Origin of the sequence: Acinetobacter pollinis, from assembly GCF_015627175.1 — a bacterium.
GTDB classification, from domain to species: Bacteria; Pseudomonadota; Gammaproteobacteria; order Pseudomonadales; family Moraxellaceae; genus Acinetobacter; species Acinetobacter pollinis.
The window spans coordinates 17,965-43,563 of the sequence record NZ_VTDQ01000003.1; the positions used below are offsets into that span (position 1 = coordinate 17,965).

The following is a 25,599-nucleotide window of genomic DNA, read 5'->3' on the forward strand; positions in this document are numbered from 1 at the left end:
TTAAGGTTAAAAAAATGAGTTCTTTTGATGTACGAAAAGTTGTCCGACCCATTGTTATTATTGTGATGGTTGTGATCGCTGTTTTTACGGTGTTGCACTTATGGGACTACTATAATGCAGAACCTTGGACACGTGATGGTCGTGTACGAGGTGATGTCATGCAAGTTTCCTCAGATGTTTCTGGATTGGTTACAGAAGTACTTGTGCAAGACAATGAAAGCGTTAAGAAAGGACAAGTTCTATTTAAAATTGATACAGCCAGACAACTACTTGATGTAGAGCAAGCAAAATCTGACTTAGCTAAAGCGAAAGCAGGTCTTGCTCAGGGTGAGGCCAGTCTCGCACAAGCAAAAGCAAATTTAATTAAATCGGGTGTGGACACGCGTTTAGCAGATCGTAATGCCGCACGTTATGCAGATCTTATGGAAGGGGCTATTTCTAAAAAAGATCAAGATCAAGTGATTGCTACACGTGATCAAGCACATGCCGAACATCAGCAATTGCAAGCAGGTATTGAACAGGCAGAAGCAAACATTAAGCAACAGCATGCATTAATTGAAGTTGCACAAAGTAACTTAAATCTTGCACAGTTAAATTTACAACGCTCAGAAGTTCTTGCACCAGCAGATGGTACGCTAACAAATTTTAGTATGCGTGTAGGTGATTATGTGAAAACAGGCCAAGCAGTGGCCGCAATGGTAGATAGAAAACAATTGTATGTTGTGGGATATTTTGAAGAAACTAAGCTTAATCGCATTCATATTGGAGATAAAGCAACCATTGAGCTAATGGGTGATAATCATCGATTAAAAGGGCATGTTCAAGGAATTGCATCAGGCATTGATGATCGTGAGCGTGCAACCAGTTCATCTTTACTGGCAAATGTGAATCCGACATTTACATGGGTTAGGTTGGCACAACGTGTTCCTGTTAAAATTGTACTTGATGAAGACCCTGTAAATCAGATGGCTTTTATGGCCGGTCGTACTGCGACTGTAAGGATAGTGGGTTCTTAACGTTGAGATGCTCGGGATTCCGAGCATTTTTTATGGTTTTACACCGTATGGCGTATGATACCAACTCTCAATAAAAAGAGATGCAGCAAGACTGTCAGCAGCAATTGATTTGCCACGACCTTGTTGTTGATAGTGAGCTAAATCTTCTCTTGCTTCTCGGGTAGTCAAACGTTCATCTACCATCCATGTTTCAATGTTTGTTTGATGACGTAAGCGACGTGCGAATTTGCGAGCGCGAAGAGATAAATCTGACTCAGTGTCATCCATATTTAAAGGTAGTCCAACCAGAAAAATATCTGGTTGCCATGTTTTAACAATTTTTAGTAATTGGTCCCATTGTGGAATACCATCTTTCATTGGGAATAAGGGTAGAGGATTTACTGAAGCTATTGCTTGCTGACCTACAGCAATCCCCATTTTCTGTGTACCAAAATCAAAAGCCATAATCATTTTAGGTTGTTCAGGCATGGCCAATCTCTGTAACTAAGCGGTTAGGGTCAATTCCAATTTTTTTATACGCTGCATCCCAGCGATCATGGTATGGAAGGTTAAAAATCAGATCCATATCTGCATCGCAAATGAGCCAGTCGCCATGTGCAATTTCTTCTTCAAGTTGTCCTTTACTCCAACTGGCATAGCCTAAAGCAATTTGATAGCGACCAACGCCCTCATTATGAGCAATCGCATCTAAAATATCTTTACTTGTGGTAATACATACATTTTCACTAATGGCAATTGAAGAGTGCCATGTAGGTTGTCCTGTATGTAAAACAAACCCTGCTTCAGGACGCAATGGACCACCTTGTAAAACTGCATGTGGGTTCACATGGTCTGCATTAATTTCTAGATCGTGAAGTAGCTCTTTTACTTCAATATCTGTCGGCCTATTAATAATAATTCCCTGTGCACCTTCACTATCATGTCGAACGATATAAATGAGTGTATTGGTGAAAAAGAGATCTGTCGTTTCAGGAGGTGAAATTAAACAGCGATGAGTTAGGTATTGTTTTGCCACCGATTGTATTCTCCCCAAAATCAGGTCTATAGGACGAAGTTTATATTTTAACATACAAGACTTTGTCCTATTCTCCAAACAAAGTAATATGATTTATTTCATTTGAAACTTTAGTTCTCTTAACTGCTTTGCATGTTCTAGGGTCGTTTGATTAATTTCAATACCGCCAGTCATGCGTGCAATTTCCTGTATGCGCTGTTCTTCTGTGAGAGGGAAAATGCGACTACTGGCGGGGTCAGTTTGTTGTTTTTGTACCAGTAAATGATGGTCAGACTGTGCTGCCACTTGCGCTTGATGTGTAATACATAGAACTTGTACATGCTTGGCTAAGCCAGACAGTAGGCGGCCCACAATTTCCGCAGTCCCTCCACTAATACCTACATCAATTTCGTCAAAAACAATCATTTCAGCTTCGGTTTTTTCGGCATTCATGACTTGCATGACCAATGCAATACGTGACAATTCACCACCTGAAGCAATTTTTGCGAGTGGTTGAGGGGGAATACCTTTATTTGCTGTAAAAAGCAGTTGAATTGTACTTAGTCCTTCGGCAGTAGGGTGCTCGAGCGCATCGAACTTAAACTCAAATAATGCTTCTGGTAATGCAAGAGACTTTACTTGTTCTGTCAATTGCTTTGCCAGTGGTTTAGCTGCGTCTTTACGCATCTTGTCCAATTGGTTTGCTGTATTTATAAATGTTTGATAGCTTTCATTTACTTGTAGTGCCAACGATTCAGGATCTTCTAATTGTTGTAGTTCCTCTAATTCTTTTTGCCAAATATTGTTCTGCAGTATTAATTCTTCTGGCGGGATACGATATTTACGAGAAAGACGATGAAAAACTTCAAGCTCCTGATTTAATTGTTCCATGCGCTCAGGATCAAAACTCTGACGATCAATAAATTGACGTAAGTTGGAAGTAGCATCGCTTAACTCACTTTGTGCATTTAATAGCGAGCTATATATTTCTGTTAATTGTTCACTACGACCAGCATGAGTTTCAAGTTTTCTTAAAATATTTGCCAGTTCTTGCGTTATGTTTTGTTCATCCTCATCCAGTACATTTAAACTGTAACTACAATCTTGCATGATTGTTTCATGATGACTGAGACGGTCAAATTCTTGTTCAATTTCTACATAGTTATATTGAGAAATTTGTTCTATTTCCTCAAGTTGTAGTTCTAATAATTGGATACGTTGAGCTCTTGTTGCTTGTGCATTGACGGCTTCAGTATGTAATCGAATATTTTTTTGCCACTCTTGATGAGCATGTCTAACTTGTTGTGCCGTGGTATTAAAGTTGCTGTAGCGATCTAACCATTGGCGTGGATACGGTGGTTCTAATAGCTGCTGTTGACTATGTTGACTATATAACTGAACAATAATGCGGCCGAGTTCTCTAAGCTCTGTGAGATTGCTAGGTCTGCCATTAATCCATGCTTTGCTACGTCCTGTCGTAAAAATGACCCGACGTAAATGGATTTCTCCAGAATCGTCAGTTAATTCACGTTGGTTTAACCAATGTGCTTCTGGCGAGTTTGCATGATAGCTAAAGATTGCAGTCACATCTGCTTTATCTGATCCAAATCGAACCAAATTACTGTCGGTACGCTCGCCTAAACATGCAGAAAGTGCATCGAGTAGAAGAGATTTTCCTGCGCCAGTCTCACCGGTTAAAACATTAAAACCTGGTGGAATATCCAATGCAAGATGGTCTGCAAGGGCAAAGTTTATAAGTGTTAAATGAGTGAGCATAAACGCATCCAAATTGTGCGAAGTATTATCCTAAGATTGATTGATGATTACATGTCATCAAAATTTCATCTTGAAGAAAGATGATACATAAAACTTGTATTGACCAACACTCTTTTAAGCAAAGATAACCGTTGATTTATAGCATCTGATATATCATGATTATACTTATATTTTCCATGCCTCTGATAATAATAGGTTGTGGATACAAATAATATAAAAATGATATAGCACGAAATGATAGCATTTTATAGAAAACCAATATTGTTAACATTGGGTAATCGCAATGCATACATTTTTTCTGGCTCAGTAAAATAAAGTGGAGAATATATACATGTCGACGCAGTTTGATCATGTTTCTGTTGTAAAAAAATCTAATGTTTATTTCGATGGACAATGTGTCAGTCATACAGTCCAGTTTGAAAATGGTACTAAAAAAACATTGGGTGTGATCTTACCTAGCGATCAAGTACTTACATTTGAAGCACATGTGCCTGAACGAATGGAAATCATCTCGGGTGAGTGTCGCGTTTGGATGGGGGAAAGTGAAGAGGCAGAGCTTTTTAGAGCAGGTCAGTCATTTTATGTGCCAGGAGAGAGCATGTTTAAGATACAAGCACAAGAAGTTCTTGATTATGTTTGTCACTTAGAAGGTTAGGTAAATCTAATTAATATCAGCTAAAATAGTCTACAGTCTGTTAGAAATCCTGTTTTGTTTCACTGAACAGGATTTTATTTTTTTCTAGTGTTTTAAGGGTTATGAATTCATGGCAAAACCAGAATATTATTATGGTGTACATTCAGTAGAGTCGTTATTGGAAATTGAACCAGAGCGTGTACTGACACTATTTACATTGAAGGGGCGTGATGATCAACGTTTAAAACACATTTTATCATTGGCTGATCCATTTGGGGTGAGTGTACAAAAAGCAAGCCGTGATACCTTAGAAAAGCTTGCAGGTTTACCCTATCATCAAGGTGTAGTTGCAGCCGTGAGACCACATCCTGTTTTAAACGAAAAAGATTTAGATGCATTATTAACAAAGAAACCAGAAAGTTTATTATTGGCATTAGATCAAATTACAGATCCGCATAACTTGGGTGCATGTATTCGTACAGCTGCGGCGATGGGTGTTGAAGCAGTGATAGTTCCACGTGATCGCTCTGCAAGTCTAACGCCAACTGCACGAAAAGTAGCAGCAGGCGGTGCCGAGAAAATTCAGTTTATACAAGTAACTAATCTTGCAAGAACATTGGCACATATTAAAGAAGAATTTTATTATCACGTTGTTGGAACAATGCTTGATGAAAAAGCACAACCACTCGAAAAATGTAATTTGACTGGTGCTGTTGCAATTGTGATGGGTGCAGAAGATACGGGGCTTAGACCAATTACACAAAGTCAGTGCGATGTAACGGCATATATTCCGATGTCTGGTCAGTTACAAAGCTTGAATGTAAGTGTAGCAACAGGTATGGCGCTTTATGAAGCATCTAAACAACGTACTCAAGCCTGATGTGCGAGTACTAAATATTTCTCATGTAGTGGGCAAAGTTGACTAAATAGATCGTCAGGTGATGTTTCATTGAGTACGATATCATCTGCACGTTTTTGTTTTTCTATTCTTGTCATTTGTGCCGCAATAATTTTCTTGATTTGTTCAAGAGATTGGTGGTCTCTTTGTACTGCTCGTGAGATTTGAATTGCTTCTGTGCAGTCAATTAGTAGTGTACGATCTGTGAGTAAATGTTGTTCTGTTTCAAAAAGTAGTGGTGAAACCAGAATGCTATAAGAGGATTGAGTGCTATTTAATTGCTCAATGATAGAAGCTCTAATTTTAGGATGGGTAATTTCTTCTAGTTGTTTGCGTGCTTTTACATGTTGGAAGATATATGACCTTAAAGCTTGACGATTTAGATAGCCATCGTTTTGGATAGTCCACTCACCAAAAGTTTCTTTAATTTCTTTTAGAGCAGGTTGCCCTGGCAAAACGATTTCTCGGGCAACAATATCTGCATCTACAACAGCAATGCCTTTTTTCTCAAACCATTGGCTGGCAGTACTCTTACCACTTCCTATTCCGCCAGTTAAACCAATGACTAAAGACATACTATTGACCTAAATATATTGCCATGATTTTAGATCCCCATATAAAAGCAATCCAACCTGCGATTGCAATATAAGGCCCAAATGCAAATGCTTGATTCTTTTTGACTTTAATGACAACGAGTCCAATAATTACACCGACCACAGAAGACAGTAAAATAATCAACGGCAGCATCATTGGCCCCATCCATGCGCCTAAAGCTGCAAGAAGTTTAAAGTCGCCGTAACCCATGCCTTCCTTGCCTGTAATGAGTTTATAGAGAATATAAACAACCCATAAACATAAGAAGCCAATGAGAGTACCCCAAATAGCTGTTGTTGGAGTAGTGAATATGCTGTAACTATTTGCAGCAAGCCCTAGACCAATTAAAGAAAAAGTAAATCGATCGGGGAGTAGCTGAGTATCAAAATCTATAAAAGTTAAAGTAATTAAAATCCATGTAAATACAAGACCAAATAGCATTTGTACAGAGGTACCAAATACAATCGCAATTGTTATAGAGGTAACCGCGGTAAGTACTTCGATAAAAGGGTATCTGATGCTAATTGGATGTTTGCATGATGCACATTTTCCTCTTAAAACTAACCAACTAATGAGAGGAATATTATGGAACCATCGTATACCCATATGACATTGAGGACACGTTGAGGCTGGGTGGTTGAGTGTCAATTTCTCATGGTCAATGATAGGTTGATCGGGGTGTAGTAATGATTGACACTCTACTTTCCACTCTTGTTCCATCATTTTTGGTGTGCGCAAGATAACAACATTTAAAAAACTACCTACACACAGACCAACTAATCCAACGACTACATAAAGTAGTGTTGGATTTTCGAGGAATAAAATTAAGATGTCATGCATTAGATGACGGAGCCCATTTTGAAAATTGGTAAATACATGGCAACGACAAGTCCACCAACTAAGATACCAAGAATTGCCATAATTAATGGTTCCATCATTGCTGTGAGGCCATCCACTGCGTTATCTACTTCACTTTCGTAATATGTGGCGACTTTATCAAGCATAGTATCTAATGCACCAGACTCTTCACCAATCGCGACCATTTGTATGGCCATACTTGGAAAACGATCTGCATTACGCATTGAAAACTGGAGTTGCTGACCTGAAGCAACGTCATCACGTATACGCATTACTGCATCTTCGTAGATTACATTATTGGTTGCACGTGCTGTGGATTCAAGTGCTTCAATCAGCGGAACACCTGCAGCAAAAGTGGTTGCAAGTGTACGACTATAACGTGCAATAATTGATTTATAAACAAGATCACCAAAAATTGGTAGTTTTAAAATAAGTTTATCTAAGAAGTTTCTAAACTTTAAACTACGTTTGTGAAGTTGAAGTATGGTAACAACGCTCACCACAATAATGCCAATGAGAATATACCAATATGATTGCATCCAATTTGACATGTTTACAACCATTTGGGTAAAGGCGGGTAGCTCTGCACCAAAAGAAGCAAACATACTTTGGAAAGTTGGTACAACTTTAACCATCAAAATAATGGTCACAATAAGTGCAACAACAATAACCGTTAAAGGATATTTCATTGCCTTTTTAATCTTTTGCTTCAGTATTTCACTTTTTTCTTTATAAACAGCAACACGGTCAAGCATGGTTTCTAGAGCACCCGATTGTTCTCCAGACTCAACCAATGAACAAAAGAGATTATCAAAATACTGAGGATACTTTCTTAGGGCTTGGGTAAATGTATTCCCGCCTTCAACCTCAGATTTAATCCCTAATACCACATCTCGCATGGCAGGATTGTCCAAACCACCTGCAACGATTTCAAAGCTTTGTACTAATGGTACACCTGCTTTCATCATGGTTGCCAATTGTCGTGTAAAAATCGTAATATCTTGAGTTGAGATTTTCTTTTTAATCACACCTTCAAGGATATTCTTTCTTTTTTGTCGAATTGTTGCAACTTGAATACCTTGTTTGCGTAAAGTCACTTTTGCAAGTGCCATATTACGCGAAGATATTTCCCCTTTAACTTTAAGTCCTTTACGGTCTGCGCCCGTATAGGCAAAGTTTAATATCTGATCTGCTTTTTTAGCCACAGTCTAAACCCCAATAAAAAAATTACGTACTACTTGTGACGCGATGTACTTCTTGTAATGATGTTAAGCCAAGAATGACTTTTTTAAGACCTGAACGTCTTAAATTATTAAAACCTAATTTTTCAGAAACATCTGCTATTTGGATAGCATTTGCGTCTTGCATAATTAGTCTAGAAATTTCAGGTGTAACTTTCATCACTTCATAAACACCTAGACGACCTTTGTAGCCTTCACGACACTCAGAGCAACCCACAGGTTGGTAAATCGTAAAATCTTCTTGTAAATCTTGTTCAGTAAATCCCATTTCTAATAAGCTATTTTTAGGGATATCTATAGGTGCCTTGCACGATGGACAAAGTTTACGAACGAGACGTTGTGCAATGACCAAATTGACAGAAGTTGCAATATTGAAGGATGGTACACCCATATTTCTTAGACGCGTGAGAGTTTCTGGTGCGCTATTGGTATGCAGGGTTGACAGTACCATATGACCAGTTTGAGCTGCTTTAATAGCGATCTCTGCTGTTTCTAAGTCACGAATCTCACCCACCATGATAATGTCTGGATCTTGACGTAAGAAAGATCTAAGTGCTGTCGCAAAGCTGAGTCCAACTTTATTGTTGACGTTAACTTGGTTAATGCCTTCTAAGTTAATTTCTACAGGATCTTCAGCTGTTGAAATATTTGAATCTTCAGTATTTAAAATATTTAGGCCTGTATATAAGGAAACAGTTTTACCTGAACCCGTCGGACCTGTAATCAGTACCATTCCCTGAGGTTGATGAAGTGCATCTAAGAATAATGCTTTTTGGTCTTCATCATAACCTAATGCATCAATACCTAGCATTGCACTTGAAGGGTCTAGAATACGTAATACAATTTTCTCACCAAACAGTGTTGGTAGTGAGTTCACACGAAAATCGATAGCTTTGTTTTTAGAGAGTTTAAGCTTAATACGTCCATCTTGTGGTACACGTTTCTCGGAAATGTCCATCTGAGACATGACTTTCAAGCGTGCTGAAAGACGATTGGCAAGTTGTAACGGTGGAGTTGCAATTTGTCGAAGAACCCCATCTACACGATATCGAACACGATAGCTTTTCTCATAAGGCTCGAAGTGTAAATCTGATGCGCCCATACGAATTGCATCAACCAACAATTTGTTGATATATTTTACAATAGGTGCTTCATTTTCATTGTCTTGATCAGCATCGTCGGCACTCCCACCATCAGTATCCATGTTTTCATCAATACTGATATCAAGATCATCGTCATCAAAATTAAAGTGTGCGTTTTCGTCAAAGTTTTCTTGAATAAAACTCAGTAATTTATTGTGTTCTACAACTACAATTTCTGGTTGTAAGTTACTGTTTAGACGAATCGTATCTATCGCTTCAAGATTGGTTGGATTGCTAATGGCAATGATAATGTTATTACCACGTTGTAACAGTGGTACAATACGATATTTAAGAATATGTTTTGTATCTACTAAGCCTTTTGGTAGTAATGTTTTATCGTATGTAGCAAGATCTAATAGAGGTTCCCCAAACTCTTTAGAAATTATTTCAGCAAGAATCAATGAAGAAAAATTTAATTTCTCAACAAGATACCCCACAATATCTTCTTGGTTTTTTTTTGCTTTTTCTAAAGCATCAAACATTTTTTCTTCAGAAAAATGCCCTTCATCGACGAGTCGACGAACAAAACCTGTTAACCGAGGTGTGACTAAAGAAGGTGCCATAACAAGTAATGCCTAAAATAAAATGATTCAGTAAAATAAAAAAATGCCTAAATCTTAACCGTTTTATTATACGGAGAAGATAAAAAAAGGTACACAACTAATGTGTATGTTAAAAGCAATTTACTTCAAAAAAATAAAAAGGTGCTGGTTACTTGAAAATCTTTTATTTAAAACACAATAAATGTAGCAAAAAGCAAAAAAAAACGCAAAGTATTAAAAACTGTGTAAAATAAGTCCATTCTATTTTTTATAAACAAAGAAAGGTGTGTGTATGTCAGCTTCGACAATTGTACCTTGGGTGATTGGGAATTGGAAAATGAACCCAACATTATCAAGTATTCAGGAGTGGACTGAGCAATTTGGTCAATGCTTGCAGCAAGCATCAATTTCAGAAGAACAATGCCATATTGCGATTGCGCCAACATTTATTGCACTTTCTAAAGTACAATCTGATTTTTCATCATACTCACGCAAAGTACATGCCGTTGCACAAGATGTTTCTCGCTTTGAAGGTACGGGTGCTTTTACAGGTGAAGTGAGTGCGACTTTACTTCAAGATAGTCAGATTAATTATGTACTTATTGGACATTCGGAACGCCGTGAATTGTTAGGTGACGATACAGAAGTATTGCGTAAAAAATTAACGAATGCGCTTCAAGCAGGATTAACTGCGGTATTTTGTGTTGGTGAAAGTTTAGAACAACGCGAGCAGGGTATCGCTGAACAAGTGGTATTACAGCAAATTTGTGATATTGCATCTGTTATAAATGAAACACAATGGCAATCACAAATAGTTATTGCTTACGAACCAATTTGGGCTATTGGTACAGGCAAAACAGCCTCTGCTGATGATGCTCAAGCGATGCATGCAAAAATTCGTGAAGGTTTAAAACAATTGACGTCTTCAGGTGATAAGATTGCGATCTTATATGGTGGTAGTGTGAAACCTGAAAATGCTGAAGAGCTTGCTGCATGTGCAGATATTAATGGTGCACTCGTTGGTGGCGCTTCTTTAAAAGCAGATTCATTCTATAAAATTGCACAAGCTTTTGCTCAAGCAAAATAGGGCAGGGGAAACCTTTTTATATGCATACTTTTGTACTCGTAGTTCACGTTTTATTGGCAGTTTCTATGATTGCACTAATTTTAGTGCAACAAGGTAAAGGCGCAGATGCTGGTGCGTCGTTTGGTGGCGGTGGTGCGGCAACGGTTTTTGGTGCTTCTGGCTCGGGTAATTTTTTAACTCGATTAACAGGCGTGCTTACAGCGTTATTTTTTGTCACTAGCTTAACTCTTGCAATTTTTGCAAAACAGCAAACGAATGATGCTTATAGTCTAACGACTGATCATCAGGCACCAGTAACTGCACCGGCTACAAATTCAGCAAACACCACAAAAAGTGCGAACTAATTTGTTAGAAATACTTTTCTTTTCTTTCATAAAAGAATAAAATGCCTGCAAATGCGGTGGTGGTGGAATTGGTAGACACGCTACCTTGAGGTGGTAGTGCTTTCGGGCGTGGGGGTTCAAGTCCCCCCTTCCGCACCAACTTATACATAGTTGGATATATACTTTAAAGGCTTAATTCTAAGAATTAGGCCTTTTTTGTATGTGATTATAATGGTTTATAAACTTTAATATCAGAAGACTCAATATATGGCTGAATGCCATTAAAAAGTACTTGAACATGTTTCGTTTTTAGATGTAAGTCTAAATCTTCTTGGCTTTTCCATTCTTCAATAAATACAAACTCACGAGAATTATCTTTATTGATATGGAGAGCATATTTTAGACAGCCATTTTCTTTGAGCGTAGGCGCAATTGCTTGCATGGCAAGCGTCTGTATATTGGCTTCATCTCCAAGTTTTGCAATAAACGTTGCAACTACTGAAATATTCATCGTTTACTCCTATTAAAAGCCTGTTAAAACTACTTTTCCTCTTGCCTGACCAGATTCAATGAGTTGATGTGCTTTTGTTAAATTTAATGCACTTATCTGACCTAGGCTCTGATTAAGGGTGCTACGTACTTTTTTCTCATCTACCAATTGAGCAAGATTTTTTAAAATTTCGTGTTGTTTCGAGATATCTGCTGTATTAAACATAGATCGTGTAAACATCAATTCCCAATGGATCGACGTAGATTTTGCTTTTAATGGAATAATATTTAATGACTCTGGATCATCAATTAGTCCAAATTTACCTTGAGGTGCAATGAGGGTCGCAATCTGTTCTATATAATCTGCACTCGCGTTTGTAGAGAAGACATATTTAGGTGCTTCTATGCCTAAATTTTTTATTTGTTCATCTAAGTTTTGATGATGATTGATGACATAGTCTGCTCCAAGAGATGTAACCCATTCACGAGTCTCTGGACGAGATGCAGTTGCAATAATAGTCAGATTTGTTTTAGCTTTTAAAAGTTGAATTGCAATTGAACCGACACCGCCAGCACCGCCAATAATAAGTATACTTTCATGCTCATTTTCATTAATTTCAAAGCGATCGAACAGCATTTCCCATGCAGTCAATGCAGTTAATGGAAGAGCAGCAGCCTCTTCATAACTAATAGATTTTGGAGCTAAACTCACAATTCTTTCATCTACAGCTTGTAGTTCTGCATTGCTTCCAGAGCGAGTGAGATCTCCTGCATACCATACGGTATCTCCAATATTGAAGTTTTGGACATCTGCACCGATCTCTATAACTTCACCCACAGCATCCCATCCTAAAATTCTATTTTTATCCTGAATAGGAATTTGTTTCTTTCTCACTTTTGTGTCTACTGGATTAACAGAGATAGCATGTATTTTAACCAGTAGATCTTTGGATTGAAGAGTGGGTGTATCTATATCTATGTCTATTAATGGATTAGTGAGATCAGATGTCGAATCTTCTTTGAACGAAACTGCTTTCATCATTATGTGTCCTACTTGTGTTGTGAGAACAGTTTAATTTAACATTGAAAATGATGTATACAGACGAATTTGTAATATAGTGTCAAAAAGGATACTTAAATAATGGGTAAGGCAAAACATTCTCGCTTTGATTGTGCACCCGGGTGTGCTGTAGAGGCAGCGATAGGACTGTTAGATGGTAAATGGAAAAGTATTATTCTTTGGCATTTATTAAGAGAAGAAGTTTTAAGATTTAATGAGCTTAGAAGAAGAATTCCGAATGTCACACAAAAAATGTTAACTAATCAGCTTAGAGAGCTAGAGGAAGATGGTCTCATTACGCGAAAGGTTTATGCTCAAGTGCCGCCTAAAGTTGAGTATAGACTATCTGAATTAGGTATAACTTTAAAACCAATTTTGTTTGCATTAAAAGAGTGGGGAGATGAGCATTTAGATCTTTATGGAAAAGCAAAGTTGGTTTAATTACGTATGGGTATTTAAAAAGTTTAAATACCTATCATCAAAAAAAGAAATACATATATAGAAATAATATATAAGAATAAAAATAAGTTAATATTTAACAATAACTTAATTAATTTTGTAATGAATATTTATATGCATTATATGTACAATTTTTGAATATCAGTTTTATGACTAAGCAAAGCTATTTTTATTTATTTTTATTTTTATTTATTCATTTTAACGTAAATAAAAACAGTGAATGGTAATTCTGCAATGTTATATATACGTTTTATTCAAATCCAACAACGAATGTATTTTCCTTATTAAATAATCAATATATTTTATTTTAAATGGGTTAAATGATGAAAATACAAAATACATATAATGCTTTTTTAAGTATAGGTTTGAGTACATTTGTTTTATACGGTTGTTCTTCTCAGACGGAAACCAAAATTCATGAACAAGAACAGCAGCAAACATTGACGATTGGCTTTCAAAAGTCATCTTTAAGTTCAATTGTTTTACAGACAGAACAAAGTTTATTAAAAAAAGAATTTCCACAACTAAATGTTCAATGGCGTGAATTTCCAGCAGGACCTCAACTATTAGAAGCGCTGTCAGCAGGCGCAATCGATATTGGTTCTGTAGGGAATACCCCACCTATTTTTGCGCAGGCTGGTAATAAAAATATCGTGTACGTTGGTTATGAAAATGTCCAGCCACAGTGGCAAGCAATCTTAGTGTCAGATAAAAGCAGTATTCAAAATATTAATGAATTAAAAGGGAAAAAAATAGCTGTTCAAAAGGGTTCGAGTGCACATGATTTGTTAGGGCGTGTTCTAGAAAAAGCTCATTTAACATGGTCAGATATACAGCCAGTATGGCTTGCACCCGCAGATGCTCGTGCTGCATTAGACAAGGGCTCAGTCGATGCATGGGCAATTTGGGAACCATTTTTAACAGTTGCTCAAGTAGAGGGGCATGCAAGACCAATCATTGATGGTACAAAGTTTGAAAATACATATAACTTTTTGATTAGCCGACCTGATTTTGTAAAAAACCATGCAAGTGAAGTAAAAGGTTTTATACAAGCTTCTAATTTAGCAGCTCAGTGGATTGTGGAACATTCTTCAGAAACAAGAAACTTGTACCAAAAAGCAATTAATGTAAATGCAGAGATTGCACAGCGTGTTTTAGATAAACGATATAAGCCTTCACTCACTAAACCAATGACTGATGATGTTGTTGCAGCACAGCAAAATATCGCAGATCGTTTCGCAAAAGATAATGTAATTCCTCAACATATTGATGTTAAACAAGCAGTTTGGCAGGGACAATAATATGAAAATTTTTTGGTTTATTCCCACACATGGTGATAGTCGTTATTTAGGTACAACAAAAGGTGCAAGACAAGTTGATCATGCATATATGAAGCAGATCGCAACTACTGTCGATAGTCTTGGGTATGAGGGTGTACTTATTCCGACTGGCCGTTCTTGTGAAGATCCTTGGATTGTTGCAGCAAGTTTAATTGATGCGACAAAGAATCTAAAATTTTTAGTGGCATTAAGACCAGGTGTAACGACTCCTGCTTTGGCTGCGCGTATGTCTGCAACTTTTGATCGCTTGTCACAGGGTCGTATTCTTCTTAACTTGGTGACAGGGGGAGATGAGCAAGAATTAAAAGGAGATGGTGTATATGAAGACCACTCAACACGCTATCAGACAGCAAATGAATATGTAAAAATTTGGCGTGAAATTTTAACACGTTCCCATACAGGTGATGCATTTACTTTTCATGGCAAGCGTCTTAGCGTTGATGATGCAAAACTTTTATATCCACCTATACAGAAACCATATCCACCATTATGGTTTGGAGGTTCATCTGACGTGGCAACTGATTTGGCGGCAGAACAAGTTGATACTTATTTAACATGGGGTGAGCCACCTGAAGCTGTGAAAGAAAAACTTGAAGTGGTACGTAAAAAAGCAGCTGCTAAAGGCCGTGTATTAAATTATGGCATTCGACTGCATGTCATTGTTCGAGAGACTAATGAGGAAGCATGGGCTGCTGCTGAACAACTCATACAATATGTAGATGATGACACGATTGCAGCAGCGCAACGTAAGATTTCGCAAATGGATTCAGTTGGGCAACAACGTATGGCAGCTTTACATGGAGGCAAGCGTGACAAATTAGAAGTCTCGCCAAATTTATGGGCAGGCATTGGTCTTGTACGGGGTGGAGCAGGTACTGCGTTGGTAGGCGATCCTCAAACGGTTGCGGCAAGAATTCAAGAATATGCCCATTTAGGTATAGATACTTTTATTTTCTCAGGCTATCCACATCTAGAAGAGTCTATTCGATTTGCTGAGTTGGTATTCCCACTCTTGCCACTTGAAACTCAAAAGAAATTGACACAGCCACATTTGACTGGCCCCTTTGGTGAAATTATTGCTAATAACTATACACCTGATACAAAACAGGCAAAGGAGTCAGCATGAGTAGACTTCGAGGTCAGTTAAAAGGTAGTTTATTGCCTTGGATTGTACCCATTATATTAATTGGAGTATGGCAGTTTTCTTCATCTACAGGAATGCTAAGTGCACAAATTCTACCTGCACCTAGTAGCGTCGTAACAGCATTTTGGCATTTACTTGTAAATGGAGAGTTATGGCGTGATGTTAAAGTAAGTGCAGGACGTGCACTGCTTGGTTTATTTGTGGGTGGAGGCTTAGGTTTCATTTTTGGCCTTCTAAATGGCTCATCTAAGATAGCTTCCACGCTTTTCGATACCACGTTACAAATGGTACGTAATATTCCTGCTCTAGCACTTATTCCCTTAGTTATTCTCTGGTTTGGAATTGACGAGTCTGCAAAATTATTTTTAGTTGCAGTGGGCGTATTTTTTCCCATTTATATTAATACATATCATGGTATTCGAAGTGTAGATCCTCAATTGATTGAGATGGGGAAAAGCTATGGTTTAACGCGTTGGCAGTTATATCGTGAAATTATATTACCTGGTGCAATGCCATCAATTTTAGTGGGTTTACGTTTTGCACTAGGGTTGGTTTGGGTGCTCCTTATTGTTGCTGAAACGATATCGGCGCAATCAGGAATTGGTTATATGACCATGAATGCAAGAGAGTTTCTCCAGACTGATATTGTATTGGTCGGTATTTTGCTATACGCCTTGTTAGGTAAATTAGCTGATGTATTTGCCCAAGTATTAGAGCGTTATTTATTACGCTGGCATTCGGGATATCAAAATAAATAAGGAGAACAATCATGACCAATTTAAGCATCACAAATTTTGATGACTCGGTAGAATTTAGCGTAGAGAAGTCACGTCAAAATACAGCTACGTCAGGTGTTGAGATTAAAATTGAACAGTTGCATAAATACTATGGGCAAGTAGCTGTTTTAGAAAATTTAAATTTGAATATTCGCGCAGGCGAGTTTGTTGCAGTTGTTGGGCGTAGTGGCTGTGGCAAGAGTACTTTACTACGACTTATTGCCGATTTAGAAAAAAGTAGTCAAGGTCATATTCATTTTTCTACACGAGATGAAATTAATAAAAATGATATACGTGTGATGTTCCAAGATCCTCGCTTGCTACCTTGGAGAAGTATTGTCAATAATGTGAAACTCGGTCTGCCAAAAGATAAAGAATCACAAGCAGTTGCTTTGCTTAAGCGCGTGGGACTAGAAGATAAAGTAAATTTGTGGCCAAGCCAGTTGTCGGGTGGTCAACGCCAACGGGCTGCACTTGCACGTGCGCTTTTGCATCGGCCAAAAGTTTTGTTGTTGGACGAACCTCTAGGCGCACTTGATGCATTAACACGTTTGGATATGCAGAATTTAATTGAAAAGCTCTGGGTTGAACAAGGTTTCACAACAGTACTTGTAACACATGATGTTAGTGAAGCTGTGCAGTTAGCAGATCGTATTATTTTATTAAATCGTGGTGAAATTGCGCAAACATTTCACGTAGAACTCCCACGACCTAGACAAAAAACATCCCAGTTCACAGCGCTAGAGCAAGAAGTCTTACAAGCAGTTTTAGCAACGTAATTAGGTTGTTTCATTTTTGAAACGGTCTCTCTTACACAGCGTATTTCGATTCAAACCTAAAGAACTAAAATAGCTATATAAAAAGATGTTCTTATGGTGTGAGCGTTGACATGAAAAAAGTGATCGGTATTTATCATAATACCCAGAAACATTGGGTGGGCGATGGGTTCCATGTAAGTACGTTGTTTTCTTATAACCAACTTGGGCAAATGCTAAGTCCTTTTCTATTGCTCGACTATGCTGCTGAGCAATATGTGACGCCTTCAAATATACCTAAAGGTGTAGAACAACATCCACATCGTGGTTTTGAAACTGTCACTTTAGCTTATCAGGGTGAGGTTAGCCATAAAGACTCTAAAGGAGGCGGAGGGACTATTAGACCTGGTGATGTGCAGTGGATGACTGCAGGTTCAGGTATTTTACATGAAGAGTTTCATTCAAGAGCATTCACTGAAAAGGGTGGGAATTTTGAAATGGTTCAACTCTGGGTAAATTTACCTACAGCGTATAAAATGACTTCAGGAAACTATCAGACGATTTTGTCTGAAGAGATTCCAAGGGTTGAGTTAGACAAAGTGGGGAGCTTTCTTCGTGTGGTTGCAGGAAAGTATAACGAGTTATTGGGTAAAGCATATACCTTCAGCCCTCTAAATGTATGGGATGTCCATTTATCTGAATGCCAATCTCACAAGTTTATTGTGCCTGTTGATCACACGACACTTATTGTAGTGCGTCATGGAACATTGCTCGTAAATAACGCTGAGATTGTTCATGACCATAGTGTTGTCTTGCTTGAAAAAAACAAAGAAACAGAGTTTGAATTAAGCACTGTAAATTCGCAATCCGTGGATTTTTTGATTCTGACTGGTACTCCTCTTAATGAACCTATACAAGGTTATGGGCCATTTGTTATGAATACAAAAGATGAGATTGTTCAAGCATTTCAAGATTTTAGAGCAGGGAGATTTGCTTAGAAAATATAGGTCACTTGCAGATGTTACAGGTGACCTAATATATTACTTCTTCGGAATAACTTCTTGTTCTACTGTCATATCATAAATATATGCATATTCAGGTGTTGCTGTTTGTGGTTTTGTATTAAAGCGTTTTACACGAATCACTTGGCGTAAACCTGAATCATGCTCATAGCCTTGAATCTCCACAGGGAGAACCTGCCAACTTTCATCTATTCTTGTCTGTACGCCTTGATCATTATATTGAATTTGTTTTACTTGTAAGCATTGTTTTGAACCGTTAGAGGTAGAGCAAGCTTTTTTAGTTGGTGAAATTTCTAGAAAAATAACTTCACCTGTCGATTTGTATTGTGCTTCTGGTTTGAGTGTTCCTTGAAATTTAATTTTTTGTCCTGTCATATTTTCGAGTATGAGGGTAGGTTGAGCAGGGTGTCTCATATCAATACTGACATTTAAATGTGCTTGATTAAAAAACTGGCGTGCAGATTGTTCTTGTGCCATTAAATGTGGTGGACACATCATTAACGTGGATGCAAGCGGAGAAGTATTGATTTGTTTTCCATCAAATTGCCAGACACCCATTAAATGGTTACACCCACTGCTAATAGATAATTTTTTTTCTGCATCTAAATTGAGTGTAATAGGTGGAAGGTTTTCGTGGGTTTGCTTAGACCACGTATAGTCAGCAAGTGTTTGCAGTAAGTTTGGGCTTTTGGCTTCAATCATCATTGCTTCATTATTATCTTTTAAGTGTGTGGGTAAGCTTTGACAAGCAGAAAAAATGAAGGGAACAGATATAAGTAATAAGTGCTTTTTATTCATTCGGATTTTTCCAATAAAATAATATATTTATAGCTTAAGGATGATTCGACGAAGATACTGTTATTTTGAGTCATGAATGATTTCTATTTGTTGTCGTAACACAATTCATGAGTATTTTAAGCGTTTATTTAAACTTTACTCTATAATACCTCCTTCTTTGGGATAGTATTTTGATATATGCAACGTTTCTTATTATATGCTGCAGGAATTTTGCTTGCTTTGGCTTGGCTTTCTCCATATCACTATATGCCTTGGTTAACATTTTCAAGTGAAATGTTTAGTTATGCCAGTCTATTTTGTCTTCTTGCATACTACTGGAATACTGCATTAAAAATACCCCAAATACAATGGTTATGGTTTGCAATTGCCTTAATCCCTTTAGGACAATGGTGTTTTGGAATAGAACTTTACTTTAATAAGGCGCTCTTATCCTTTTTTTACCTAATGGGCTTTGCTGCTAGTACGGTATTGGGCTTTAACTTAAGTAAAGATGTTGGATCAGAAAAAATATTAAAAGGTTTAACTACAATTACTTTTGGTGTTGGGCTGACTACAGCAGTTATTGCGTTATTACAGACCTTTGGTTTAGAGAAAAACTTATGGGGCATTATGCCCTTAAAGGGACCAAGACCTTACGCAAATTTTGCTCAGCCCAATAATATGGGAACTTTTTTAATGATGAGTCTAATGGCATCATTTTACCTGTTCGAAAAGAAAATGACGCCTACGTGGTTGAATGTCTTGGGGGCAATACTAATCATTATTGTGCTTACCCTAAGCCAGTCTAGAACCCCTTGGATCGCATCTTGTATTTTAACTGTTTATCTTCTTTATAAGTACAATACTCAAGCATTTCTTCTAAAGAAAAGATATTTACTCTTATGGCCCTGTCTTTTTTTCTGTTGTTTAATTTTATTACCATCAATTAATACCCACTTAGTTGAAGAGGGGCTATCTCATTCAGGTTTAACGACTGTTGTCGAGCGTGCAAGTACAGGCCACGCACGCTTAGGAATTTGGGCTCAGATGCTCTATGCGATTAGAGAGCAGCCATGGTTTGGTTATGGATGGAATCAGACCAGTGTTGCACAAATGATGGGCGCAAATTTTATTTCTCATGATGAACGAACAAATAGTGCACATAACATTATATTAGAACTTTTAGTTTGGAATGGTGTGATTCTAGGTTCAATTATTATTGCATATTTTAGTTATTGGATTTTTAAACTCAGTCGCCTCATTAAAACAAAAGAAGCTCTGGTGGCAGCTCTGATGGTAACTCCAGTACTTGTTCATTCAATGTTAGAGTTCCCACAAAATTATGCATATTTTTTATTCCCAGTAGGGTTCTTATTGGGTCTCATTCAGGCTGAAAAATATACGGGTAAGATATATAATTTACAAAGCGGAATAAACACAGCAATTCTTGTTGTGTCTATATTGCTCTATGGGCTAATTTGGCGTGACTATAACAATGCAGTCGATGCACTGGTAAATGGACGTCATTCAGCAGAAAAAGGTATTTTTAAACAACCAACAAATCATATCTTATTTTTAACTGAATATCGTGCAAGAGCAGAATGGTATTACTTAAATCGTTTTAGTTATGTAGATGAAAAACAGCTAAAAGAACTACATAAAGTGGTACTTATATCGCCAACCAATTACGACTTATTTAAGTATGCACAACTTTTAGCATTTAATGGAAAGAATGAAGAGGCAATTCAGCAGCTTGCATATATTGATGGCCTTTACCATGTAAGATATAGTTCATCACAGCTTTTCTTACACTCTGATGATAAAATCGCAATTGATTATGATCAGATAACGCCTAAGAGACTATAAAAAAAGCTGCCATTGAGGCAGCTTTTTTTATTCTTTTTCTAATTGGCTTTGAATATAGTTTTCAATACCTACTTTATCAGTCAGGTCAACTTGTGTTTCTGCCCAGTCGAAGTATTCTTCTTCAGATTCTAAAATTTCTTGTACTAGATCACGTGTAACATAGTCTTGTTTTTCTTCTGCAAGTGCCACACAAGCAGTCAATACATCAATATTTTCTTTTACCTTACGAATATCGCACTCTAAAACTTCAAGTGTATGTTGACCGATATATAGCTTACCAAGGTGTTGTAAGTTTGGCAGTCCTTCTAGAAAGAGAATTCGTGCAATAACTTTATCTGCATGCTTCATTTGACGAATTGACTCTTTATATTCTGCCGAGCCAAGTTGTTCTATTCCCCAATCATTAAACATGCGTGAGTGTAGGAAATATTGATTAATTGCTGTTAAATGATGATACAAAACCTGATTCAATTGGTTAATTACATCACGATTGCCTTTCATTCTTTTCCACTCCGCATATCTATGATGTCTCGATCTAGATTTAGATTAAGACAGTTGGTTATGCATATGCTAAACAACAACTTGCATGAAAGCGAGATGTTTTTTGAACAGCAAATGGAAATCATAATCGAAAACAATTATATCAAATATACATTGTTAAAAATAAACCCACTTTAGGCAAGTGGGGGAGGAGAATTTGGCATTTTGCTTTAATTTTAATAAGAATTTATTTTTATAATTATCTTTTAGGCTGCAACAGAAATACGTGCTGCAATTTCCGCAAGTTCTTCATTAATAATGCTACGTGCTTCAGGTACACAACGACCACAACAGGTGCCTAAGTCAAGTAAGTCTCTTACCTCACGAAAACTCTCAGCGCCACGATCAACAGCATCTTTAATGTCTTGATCAGTAATCCCACGACATAAGCACACGTACATCAGATATACCTGCAGATATAATAAATACAATAGTGATATTAATGATAACTATTATCGTTTGTCAATAAAATTAATTTATTTTTTTATTAATTGTCATCGGAAATTTGAATAAAAAAACCACCATAAAAGGTGGTCTTAAGAATATCAATACATTAGGGGAGAACAGCAAAGCCATCCATTTCAACCAATGCACCTTTAGGAAGACTAGCTACCCCCAATGCTGCACGTGCAGGGTAAGGTTGTGAAAAATATTCACCCATAATTTCATTCACAAGTTGAAAATGTGATAAGTCAGTTAAGTAGATATTCAGTTTTGTAATATCTGCCAAAGAGCATTCCGCTGCTGCACATACAGCTTTTACATTATCAAATACACGTCGTATTTGTGCTTCAATACCTTCTACAAGAACCATTGTTTCAGGATCTAAGCCAATTTGACCAGAAAGATATAATGTATTATGAACGAGAATTGCTTGTGAATATGTACCAATAGCAGCAGGCGCATCTGTTGTATGTATAACTTGACGTGACATCTTTTTTCCTTAGTTCTGATTATTGGTTTCTAATTGAATTGGTGCATCTTGTCGAATAATACGAGGGAAGCCAAAATGCATTCTTAAATCACGAATGACTTGAGCAATCTCTTGTCTATTGTGAACAACTAAATTGACGTAAGTTTTTTGTTTCTGTGTATGTACAGACTCAACCCCTGTTTGTGCTTTACGACAGTGATAAATGAGCTCCGAAATTTCCTCATCGTTCATGCTCATATGAACACATAAAAATGCAGGGAAGTTCACTTCATGATTGGTATCTGTATGCCAGAGTAAAGACATAATACTTTCAGGGTGTAAGTGTTGCTCATGAAGTAAGTTATAGCATCGCGTACGATGTACAATTAAGCCACGCCGAGATAAATGGCCTTGTATCGGATCACCTAACACAGGGTTACAACAGTGTGCATATTTTACATCAATCCCTTCAGTTCCTTGAATAAGGCGATGATGTGAAATTATTTCTTCAGAAGCTTCGTGTGTAAATAGATGGTTGGCAACAAGTTGAGGGAGTAAATCTCCGACAGCAATTTGTTCATACAAGGTTTCTTGCGATTCAATATGGCGCCACTCTAAAAGACTTTTCCATTCTTGTGGTGATAATGAAGCAGTGGATTGATTAAATAGCTTAAATGCACGATCTAGGGCTTGCTGACCAATAATTCTTTGCTCTTCTATATCTTGCTCGCGCAAAATATTTTGAATGGCTCTACGTGCTTTTTGAGTGTTTACAAAACTTAGCCAATCTGGATTTGGTGTTGCGAGTACATCGGTGATGATTTCAATGACTTGGCCATTGGTTAAAGGTGTCGATAATGGTTTATGTTCACCATCGATTTTTGCGCCAATCGCATGGTTGCCTAAAAATAAACTTGCCGAATATGCAAAATCTACAACGGTTGCACCTTGTGGTAACTCATGTAACTGCCCATGGGGAGTGTAAACCCAAATTTTTTCCTGATGTAAGTAATCAAGGAGCTCATTGAAGGTTGTTTTTGCACACTCTGTATCAATCAGTGTATTCAAGTTTTTCATTGAAGCTTGAATGGCAGAGCGTGCTGCCTGAGGTGCATTTTCACCCAATACAACACCGAAACGGGCAGCTTTTTGCATGAGTTCAGTTTGAATTGTTACAGATAAAGCCGTTTTTTCGCCTTTCAGTTTCATCATAAGGGATTGATTACCACCCGGTAGAGGGCGTCGAATATGATCTTGAAACTGTAGAACTTGGAAATTTTCGCTTAGAATATCTACGAGACGGTCACAATCTGCAATAGTTTCCAACACGATATCGAAATTATGGCTACGTGTGAGTTCCTGTAAGTTTATTTCATTCTTTAAAAAGTGGCGCAATAATTCAATATTATTATTTTTCTTTTGAATTGTGCCTTTAATATGATGTTCTTCAAGAAGTTTATGTAAGTTGTTTTCCCAGATTTGCTGATATTCACAGCGTTTTGGGCGTGTTTCTTGAAGAGCATTTTGCACAGTATTGAATAGATCTAGATCTAGGTTTTGATAACAGAGGTATTCAAGGTTATCTGCCATTTCATTCATACCAACAATACGCGCCATAGGTACAAATACATCATGGGTTTCTTGCGCGATACGAGCACGTTTGTCTGGGCGTAAAGCCCCTAGTGTCGTCATATTATGATAGCGATCGGCTAACTTAATAATGATGACTCTTGGGTCTTGTAAAGTAGCTTGTAATATTTTTCTGAAAGAGGCTGCTTTATTAAACTCTTTATCGCTAGAATGCGTAAGTTTAGTTACGCCATCGACAAGTTCGGAAACGGTTTTACCAAATTTTTCAGCAATTTCGTCTTTTGTAAATTCAGTATCTTCGATGACATCATGAAGTAATGATGCCATGAGTGTTTCTGAATCGAGTCGCATGTGTGCCAAAATACAGCTTACGGCAATAGGATGAAGAATATAAGGTTCTCCACTTTTACGTGTAACTCCACTATGAGCCAAGTCGGCAAAGTCACATGCAGCCAATACGCGTTCGACATCATATTCAGACAAATAGACATCTATAATTCGGTTAAGCTGTTGCTTGGCTTGGCTGACATCTTCGCCTGGCATAAAAACACCCTTACGTTAAGTGACAAGAGATAAATACATTCACTATCTAATGAAAAACATTCTAATGAACTTGTCAAATTTTATATGAAGAAAAAGGAAGAATTTTTCAATGATAGTTATCTTTTTAGGCAATTGTGCATAAAAAGCATTCAATAAAAAAAGCCTAGTTGGATAAACTAGGCTTTTTCAGCAAAATAAAACTTAAAAAGAAAAGTTCTCAAGGTTTAAGTTATTTGCAGAAAGAGCAAGGTCAAGGTTTGATGCTTGATAGTCTTGTTCACGCTGTTTTAATATGTCTTTGCTGACATGACCAACGGCAATTTCACGTAGTGCAACAACTGTAGGCTTGTCATTATCCCACTCGACAGTTGGTTCCATGCCTTGACGTGACAATTGGCGCGCACGTTTACTCGCCACAAGAACTAACTCAAAGCGGTTATCTACATGGTCTAAACAATCTTCAACGGTTACGCGTGCCATAACATATCTCTTATATCAGTTAAAATTAACCAGACTGCGAAGTATAAAATGCTTTGCTTGCAGACTCAAGTTTTAATCAATTTCTGTACTTAATAATCGTGTAATTAATGTTTCATGTCGTTGAGCTTGTTGTGACATGACCAAACGATTTGCATTAATTACAGATTCCAAATCATGGAGTGCTTTGTTGAAATCATCATTAATAATGACATAGTCGAAATTGACATATTGATGCATATCTTCAACAGCACAGCTTAAACGATGTTCAATGACATCTACAGCATCTGTACCTCTGTTCGATAAGCGCTGACGCAGATCAAACTGACTTGGAGGTAAAATAAAAATTTGTTTTGATTCAGGAAAAAGTTTACGAACTTGTTCAGCACCTTGCCAATCTATTTCTAACAGGACATCATGACCCTGTTTAAGCTGTTTTCTAACAGTTTCTTGCGATGTACCGTAATAGTTACCAAAAACTTCGGCATATTCAATAAAACCGCCTTGTTCAACTTGTTCAAGAAACGTATCTTTAGATGTAAAGTGATAGTGAACACCGTCAAGCTCGCCAGTTCGTTGGCCACGTGTTGTATGGGAAACAGAGACATGTAAATTTGTAACACGCTCAAGCAAGGCTTTAACCAGGGAAGTTTTGCCAGTTCCTGACGCAGCAGAAACGACAAACAATAGACCTGACATGATATTTTTCCTGATATGATAAAATATCTTCTCTATTTTAAAGT

28 protein-coding genes and 1 tRNA gene are annotated in these 25,599 nt (G+C 37.3%); 13 read left to right on the plus strand and 16 right to left on the minus strand.

The window, feature by feature from the left end; translation table 11 throughout:
- Nucleotides 1-14: 14 nt before the first annotated feature.
- On the plus strand, nt 15-1,016 hold the full coding sequence (locus I2F23_RS01835) for an HlyD family secretion protein (protein WP_195770890.1): 1,002 nt from the start codon (nt 15-17) through the stop codon (nt 1,014-1,016).
- 30 nt (nt 1,017-1,046) lie between these two features.
- Here I2F23_RS01835 and ruvX read toward each other — a convergent pair whose 3' ends face one another.
- The 3 genes from ruvX to recN all read right to left on the minus strand — a co-directional run bounded on the left by ruvX (nt 1,047) and on the right by recN (nt 3,786).
- Nucleotides 1,047-1,484, minus strand: a complete 438-nt coding sequence (gene ruvX, locus I2F23_RS01840) for a Holliday junction resolvase RuvX (RefSeq protein WP_195770891.1) — start codon at nt 1,482-1,484, stop codon at nt 1,047-1,049.
- Complete coding sequence (locus tag I2F23_RS01845; RefSeq protein WP_195771025.1) at nt 1,477-2,031, minus strand: YqgE/AlgH family protein; 555 nt, start codon at nt 2,029-2,031, stop codon at nt 1,477-1,479. Before I2F23_RS01845 ends, ruvX begins: the two co-directional genes overlap by 8 nt.
- A gap of 93 nt (nt 2,032-2,124) precedes the next feature.
- The gene (recN, locus tag I2F23_RS01850; RefSeq protein ID WP_195770892.1) at nt 2,125-3,786 is read right to left on the minus strand and encodes a DNA repair protein RecN; all 1,662 of its coding nucleotides are present in this window, start codon (nt 3,784-3,786) and stop codon (nt 2,125-2,127) included.
- 331 nt (nt 3,787-4,117) lie between these two features.
- On the opposite strand from recN, the gene ppnP reads away from it, so the two are divergent.
- Both ppnP and rlmB read left to right on the plus strand, forming a co-directional pair.
- Nucleotides 4,118-4,441, plus strand: coding sequence for a pyrimidine/purine nucleoside phosphorylase (gene ppnP / locus I2F23_RS01855; RefSeq protein ID WP_195770893.1), 324 nt, complete (start codon nt 4,118-4,120; stop codon nt 4,439-4,441).
- A gap of 109 nt (nt 4,442-4,550) precedes the next feature.
- Nucleotides 4,551-5,300 (plus strand): 23S rRNA (guanosine(2251)-2'-O)-methyltransferase RlmB, encoded by a 750-nt coding sequence (gene rlmB, locus I2F23_RS01860; protein WP_195770894.1) that lies wholly within the window; start codon nt 4,551-4,553, stop codon nt 5,298-5,300.
- Here rlmB and coaE read toward each other — a convergent pair.
- The 4 genes from coaE to pilB are packed head-to-tail and all read right to left on the minus strand — an operon-like array spanning nt 5,291 to nt 9,716.
- A complete protein-coding gene (coaE, locus tag I2F23_RS01865) occupies nt 5,291-5,893 on the minus strand; it encodes a dephospho-CoA kinase (protein WP_195770895.1) in 603 nt (200 codons plus the stop codon). The genes rlmB and coaE overlap by 10 nt on opposite strands.
- 1 nt (nt 5,894) lies before the next feature.
- Entirely contained in the window at nt 5,895-6,752 is an 858-nt protein-coding gene (locus I2F23_RS01870; protein ID WP_195770896.1) for a prepilin peptidase, read from the minus strand.
- Complete coding sequence (locus tag I2F23_RS01875; RefSeq protein ID WP_195770897.1) at nt 6,752-7,975, minus strand: type II secretion system F family protein; 1,224 nt, start codon at nt 7,973-7,975, stop codon at nt 6,752-6,754. The genes I2F23_RS01870 and I2F23_RS01875 overlap by 1 nt, the downstream gene beginning before the upstream one ends.
- 22 nt (nt 7,976-7,997) lie before the next feature.
- Entirely contained in the window at nt 7,998-9,716 is a 1,719-nt protein-coding gene (gene pilB, locus I2F23_RS01880; protein WP_195770898.1) for a type IV-A pilus assembly ATPase PilB, read from the minus strand.
- 271 nt (nt 9,717-9,987) lie between these two features.
- On the opposite strand from pilB, the gene tpiA reads away from it, so the two are divergent.
- The 3 genes from tpiA (at nt 9,988) to I2F23_RS01895 (ending at nt 11,264) form a co-directional block, all read left to right on the plus strand.
- Nucleotides 9,988-10,782 carry a triose-phosphate isomerase gene (gene tpiA / locus I2F23_RS01885; protein ID WP_195770899.1) on the plus strand — a complete coding sequence of 265 codons (795 nt, stop codon included), beginning with the start codon at nt 9,988-9,990 and terminating at the stop codon, nt 10,780-10,782.
- 20 nt (nt 10,783-10,802) lie between these two features.
- On the plus strand, nt 10,803-11,126 hold the full coding sequence (gene secG, locus I2F23_RS01890) for a preprotein translocase subunit SecG (protein WP_195770900.1): 324 nt from the start codon (nt 10,803-10,805) through the stop codon (nt 11,124-11,126).
- A gap of 53 nt (nt 11,127-11,179) precedes the next feature.
- A tRNA-Leu gene (locus I2F23_RS01895) sits at nt 11,180-11,264 on the plus strand.
- 67 nt (nt 11,265-11,331) lie between these two features.
- Here I2F23_RS01895 and I2F23_RS01900 read toward each other — a convergent pair.
- Both I2F23_RS01900 and I2F23_RS01905 read right to left on the minus strand, forming a co-directional pair.
- Entirely contained in the window at nt 11,332-11,616 is a 285-nt protein-coding gene (locus I2F23_RS01900) for a putative quinol monooxygenase (RefSeq protein WP_195770901.1), read from the minus strand.
- A 12-nt stretch (nt 11,617-11,628) separates the two neighbouring features.
- A complete protein-coding gene (locus tag I2F23_RS01905) occupies nt 11,629-12,633 on the minus strand; it encodes a zinc-binding alcohol dehydrogenase family protein (RefSeq protein WP_195771026.1) in 1,005 nt (334 codons plus the stop codon).
- Nucleotides 12,634-12,735: 102 nt separating this feature from the next.
- Between I2F23_RS01905 and I2F23_RS01910 the strand changes: the two genes are divergently transcribed.
- The 6 genes from I2F23_RS01910 (at nt 12,736) to I2F23_RS01935 (ending at nt 18,126) form a co-directional block, all read left to right on the plus strand.
- Nucleotides 12,736-13,095, plus strand: coding sequence for a winged helix-turn-helix transcriptional regulator (locus I2F23_RS01910; protein WP_195770902.1), 360 nt, complete (start codon nt 12,736-12,738; stop codon nt 13,093-13,095).
- A gap of 338 nt (nt 13,096-13,433) precedes the next feature.
- Complete coding sequence (locus tag I2F23_RS01915; RefSeq protein WP_228285995.1) at nt 13,434-14,414, plus strand: aliphatic sulfonate ABC transporter substrate-binding protein; 981 nt, start codon at nt 13,434-13,436, stop codon at nt 14,412-14,414.
- A 1-nt stretch (nt 14,415) separates the two neighbouring features.
- Complete coding sequence (gene ssuD, locus I2F23_RS01920; RefSeq protein WP_195770904.1) at nt 14,416-15,579, plus strand: FMNH2-dependent alkanesulfonate monooxygenase; 1,164 nt, start codon at nt 14,416-14,418, stop codon at nt 15,577-15,579.
- The gene (ssuC, locus tag I2F23_RS01925) at nt 15,576-16,355 is read left to right on the plus strand and encodes an aliphatic sulfonate ABC transporter permease SsuC (RefSeq protein ID WP_195770905.1); all 780 of its coding nucleotides are present in this window, start codon (nt 15,576-15,578) and stop codon (nt 16,353-16,355) included. Before ssuD ends, ssuC begins: the two co-directional genes overlap by 4 nt.
- Nucleotides 16,356-16,366: 11 nt before the next feature.
- On the plus strand, nt 16,367-17,152 hold the full coding sequence (locus I2F23_RS01930) for an ABC transporter ATP-binding protein (RefSeq protein WP_195770906.1): 786 nt from the start codon (nt 16,367-16,369) through the stop codon (nt 17,150-17,152).
- A gap of 110 nt (nt 17,153-17,262) precedes the next feature.
- On the plus strand, nt 17,263-18,126 hold the full coding sequence (locus tag I2F23_RS01935) for a pirin family protein (protein ID WP_195770907.1): 864 nt from the start codon (nt 17,263-17,265) through the stop codon (nt 18,124-18,126).
- 42 nt (nt 18,127-18,168) lie between these two features.
- Here I2F23_RS01935 and I2F23_RS01940 read toward each other — a convergent pair whose 3' ends face one another.
- Entirely contained in the window at nt 18,169-18,948 is a 780-nt protein-coding gene (locus tag I2F23_RS01940; protein WP_195770908.1) for an META and DUF4377 domain-containing protein, read from the minus strand.
- A gap of 177 nt (nt 18,949-19,125) precedes the next feature.
- Between I2F23_RS01940 and I2F23_RS01945 the strand changes: the two genes are divergently transcribed.
- Nucleotides 19,126-20,793 (plus strand): PglL family O-oligosaccharyltransferase, encoded by a 1,668-nt coding sequence (locus I2F23_RS01945; protein ID WP_195770909.1) that lies wholly within the window; start codon nt 19,126-19,128, stop codon nt 20,791-20,793.
- Between the two features lie 27 nt (nt 20,794-20,820).
- Here I2F23_RS01945 and bfr read toward each other — a convergent pair whose 3' ends face one another.
- The 6 genes from bfr to gmk all read right to left on the minus strand — a co-directional run bounded on the left by bfr (nt 20,821) and on the right by gmk (nt 25,555).
- Nucleotides 20,821-21,294, minus strand: coding sequence for a heteropolymeric bacterioferritin subunit Bfr (bfr, locus tag I2F23_RS01950; protein WP_195770910.1), 474 nt, complete (start codon nt 21,292-21,294; stop codon nt 20,821-20,823).
- A gap of 245 nt (nt 21,295-21,539) precedes the next feature.
- Nucleotides 21,540-21,734, minus strand: a complete 195-nt coding sequence (locus I2F23_RS01955) for a bacterioferritin-associated ferredoxin (RefSeq protein WP_195770911.1) — start codon at nt 21,732-21,734, stop codon at nt 21,540-21,542.
- A 152-nt stretch (nt 21,735-21,886) separates the two neighbouring features.
- Complete coding sequence (locus I2F23_RS01960; RefSeq protein WP_195770912.1) at nt 21,887-22,267, minus strand: RidA family protein; 381 nt, start codon at nt 22,265-22,267, stop codon at nt 21,887-21,889.
- Nucleotides 22,268-22,276: 9 nt separating this feature from the next.
- Complete coding sequence (locus I2F23_RS01965; RefSeq protein WP_195770913.1) at nt 22,277-24,379, minus strand: RelA/SpoT family protein; 2,103 nt, start codon at nt 24,377-24,379, stop codon at nt 22,277-22,279.
- A gap of 201 nt (nt 24,380-24,580) precedes the next feature.
- Nucleotides 24,581-24,859, minus strand: a complete 279-nt coding sequence (gene rpoZ, locus I2F23_RS01970; protein ID WP_195770914.1) for a DNA-directed RNA polymerase subunit omega — start codon at nt 24,857-24,859, stop codon at nt 24,581-24,583.
- 72 nt (nt 24,860-24,931) lie between these two features.
- Nucleotides 24,932-25,555, minus strand: a complete 624-nt coding sequence (gene gmk, locus I2F23_RS01975) for a guanylate kinase (protein ID WP_195770915.1) — start codon at nt 25,553-25,555, stop codon at nt 24,932-24,934.
- Nucleotides 25,556-25,599: the final 44 nt, after the last annotated feature.